At 37.8% G+C, this 4012-nt stretch carries 2 protein-coding genes; both read right to left on the bottom strand.

Going from position 1 to position 4012, the window contains the following annotated elements; translation table 11 throughout:
• Positions 1-765: 765 nt before the first annotated feature.
• A complete protein-coding gene (locus tag KKC46_06175; GenBank protein ID MBU1053402.1) occupies positions 766-1818 on the bottom strand; it encodes a hypothetical protein in 1053 nt (350 codons plus the stop codon).
• Positions 1819-1829: 11 nt separating this feature from the next.
• Complete coding sequence (locus tag KKC46_06170; GenBank protein ID MBU1053401.1) at positions 1830-3635, bottom strand: hypothetical protein; 1806 nt, start codon at positions 3633-3635, stop codon at positions 1830-1832.
• Between the last annotated feature and the right edge of the window lie 377 nt (positions 3636-4012).

Below are 4012 nucleotides of genomic sequence, written 5' to 3'. Positions count from 1 at the left end.
TTATAGACATAGAATTCTTTTTCGACCTTGATCCTGATGGGTGACTGGAGCGGATCGGATCAAACCGACTCTAACCATAACAAAGAAATGTCGTATGCGGGGCGGGAGACAAAACGGTGTCCGAGTGAGTGCAGACTGACACGTCATTTAAAAAAGAGACCATCTTTTTTAATAGGGGGGTGTTTTTTCTCTTGACGAACCCTTTAATGGGTGACCCCGATAGCACTGTAAAAGACTGACTTCCCGGCATAAATCTAAGCGCCGGTTACTTTTAAGTGTTTCAAAAAAATGACTTTGCTTTATTAAGGTTTTGCCTGAAACAAACAGTTTTTGAAGAAATGCCCTTCCACTAGGCTCTTGAGACAATATCCTCAATAACCCTGTTTCTATCCATTCCTGATCGGACAGGCTGTTACATTCTCGTTTGTGATTGCATTGTTGAACTAAGCCTTTTAAAGGCTGGGTCAACTTCCCGAATACTGTTTTTGATGTGTGAGTTATAGTAGTCATGAAAAAATTGTTTATGACCCACACAAAAGTCAAGCATCAATTGCTCTATTTTCTAATACCATGCCGCTTTATTTAAAAATTATCTCTTTTTCTACCTCTTGTTTTAGCACTTCTCTAAATGTCTGGTAGAGCCTTTAAATGCATTAATTTTACATATTTTTGTTTGAAATTTTGGACACCGTTGTTCTTTTGTTGGCATTGTATTTAGCCTGGCCCCTTTTCCTGTTTTTACACTAACTGGTACGTCCCAAAATTTCACTGTGGCCTTTTTGCTGTATTAGGTTTGAAGAATAAATCTATTTTCTCTTGGTCATCATTGTTTTGTCCGATAATTAATGATCGAAATCTCTTTTCGCCAGTAGTTTTCGACTGAAGTAGAACTTTTACCTCATTCATCGGAAGTAATTCTCCATTTGTCTGGAACCAAGAAGGTATTATTTTCTTCACAACTGCAGTGTCCCAATTCTCACCTTCAACTTTAATTGCTTTAGATATTTTATCGCGCAATATTCTTTTATGACTATATAAATCTGTTGTTAATTTGTTGCTTGTTGTCTTACCATCATTTAACGGTGTCCAATTCTTATGTTTGAATACAACAATTTCCAATGTGTCTGGAATCACACTAACAACAATCATTGAGTTCAATACCGGATTTCCTTTATAGCTCCGTCTAAATATGACATCTTGTCGCAGTAGAAACGTACGGGAAACACTCTCTTTACCAGAATCTTCGTCAAGTTTCTTATTTAATACAACTATATAATCGATTTTGTCATGTTTCGTCTCTATGACAAAATTATTATCTATTAGAAATTGCCTTGCTTTCTCAATGAGTTTATCTTCGTTCCTAATTCTTGACACTTCCTTTGCATCCTTAAATTTCCAAAAACTATAATTTGAGTCAGATTCTCTGTAAATAGTTTTGAAGTGTCTATTAAAAGCCAATGTTCTACCTGGCATGTTCTTTAATGACTGGTTGAGATAATCTTTACTGCCAGGAGAGAGATTTAACCTTTCATTTAAGGAGCGAATCCGATCTGACACGTGTAATTGTTTATAAGTAGTTCGATTATATTTTCTACTAAAACGCTTATCGGACTTTTCAATATCCATTGACATTGATGCCCATCTGCGGAAAAGTTTTTTAAAATCCTCTTTATTTTGTAATTGGACGCTTGATCTATTTACATCTTTATGCTCAATAAGTTTATCCATATCAATCGCATAAACGACATCGAGCGCTCGAGCATCATGAATGCTTGAGGCAATCAGAATCAAACTCATCATTAATAATTTGAACATCATAATCAATTCTCTTATTCCATATAAATTGCATCTAACAGGTACTCAGGGTCTCCATATTGATAATCACGTCCTATTACATCGATATACGTTACATCGTACCTATGGGGTCTAGTGTAAAATATCGCTGCTTTATTATCTGACCATCCATTTAAAATCATGCCATCCTCTACCGCTTCATACCAGGCATCCACTACTGTAAAACCATCTTTGAGGTTTTCAGCGAACTCATCCGCTGTCCACCCACCCGCTCCGATTCCGTTTCCGTGTGTCGTACGAAATCCCATGGCAATACGCAAACCAGAAAAAGGCTTGGGATCATTCTTTGTTAATTCATATTTGCGCCAACGAGAACGCCAATTATTATCCATTTCTAGAACACTACAGCTATGGAATACAATATATTCAAGATCACCGACTGTATTTCTATTCGGATTAGTTGCAAAACTGCCTAAGGCTATATTTTCCAAAGAACACTTCTCACCACCACTGAGGGTGATAGAAGAAGCTGAACCGTGGCCAGCCACATAAACAAGGTCAACACTATTGGCAAATCTATCACTTTCCGCTTTAAAAAAACGACATTCAGCCCAATAATATTGCGAATTACTCCAGACGGGGTATATAGCGGACTCAGTACTGCCAAATTCATCTACAAACTCATGAACATAACCAACAAATCTATCTTCTTCATCTGATACATAACCGGCAAATTCTTTATCTACATCTTCATATACTGGTTCCTGAATGCCACGAACGATCCTATAGCGAAAGGTATTTCTTCCGGGTGGGTTGTCGTATGCCATGAGTACCATATCAAGCCGAGGGTCAGGACTTACCCCTATAGTCCGATCAAGATCAATAAGATCCATACCGGCCCCTTGTGCCTCATCACCCACACCAGGAACATGATAGATTGGCGTACAGGGCTTTGATTTAAGCTCACCATTCTCCATATAGTTATCCCAACATATTTTAAATCTAAATTCATTAGCTCCTGGTGGATTCGCATATACCATCTTTATCTGATCTAATTCTGAATTATCATTAATTATATAAAAATCCAAACTTGAACCTTGTACATGATCAGCAAAATCAGGAGTACCTATTGTTCCTAATAGACCTGTAAAATGCCTTTTTGACCATTCAAGTCCAGTAGAATTACCGACATAATTCCAACCAATTTTAAAACTAATTAAATTTATGTAATCAGCTTTGTCATATGTGGTCAATACTATTTCCGTTATTTGATTGTTATCAATGTTCACCAACGCGACATCAGCAGCCTCCCCCTCCCAGTTTCCAAAACCATCAGTATGGAAAATATCGGAATATGAAGCCGGATTGCCATTCTCATCAAAGTTCCAGGCAATTCTATATCGAAATTCGTTTTCTCCTGGTGGATTGTCAAAAGCCATAACGACCATATCTGGCCGCGAATTATTATCTATATATCCAATTGCAATACCCGCACCTTGTGCTTCGTCACCTACGCCTGGTATTACTTTTACATTAGACCATTGGGCTGCATGCCCATATATATCAAGATTCCATCCGATTCTGTACCGGAACTCATTTGGGCCAGGTGGATTATCATAGGCCATTAAAATCATTTCTGGTCGAGGATTTGCATCCAGGTGAATGAATGCAACATCAGCCCCTTGTGCTTCATCTCCTACTCCATCCACGTATATTATTTCTGAGTAATTCTTGAGATATACATCTGTACCCAAATGGGAGGGAGCAGAAAGAGCATCTTGAGGCAGTAGGAAGAAAAAAAAATATAATAAACAACCAAATAACCTTTCTTGTTTAGTCATGATTCATTTCCTTTAAAATCAAAAACTTTCTTTTGTACATTTATGATCTCTATGTTTGCTCCCGTGCCTCAACGAATTAATCAGACCATTCCTGAGAGTCAACTTGAACTGCGCTTATCCTTGCCATCACCATTATAATAACCGGCTGCTGCACTGATGGTGGTTTAACTATGCTCTTTGCCACGGAGCTTTGGGAAACGAACTATCGAGGGCGATATGCAGTCCGGTTTATAAATTTGTGTACGCCCGGCATGGGCGTGAATTTATGGGGTGTAAGTTATATATTAAAATAACAATAGAACATATCCCCACACGTAGTATAAAAATAATTTATTATCGCGCAGATAAACAAATAACCTCCTGATAAGATAAATACG

The organism is Pseudomonadota bacterium, from assembly GCA_018817425.1.
Taxonomy (GTDB): domain Bacteria; phylum Desulfobacterota; class Desulfobacteria; order Desulfobacterales; family RPRI01; genus RPRI01.
The sequence above is the reverse complement of the archived record's forward strand: the minus strand, read 5'-3'. Positions and strand labels throughout refer to the sequence as shown.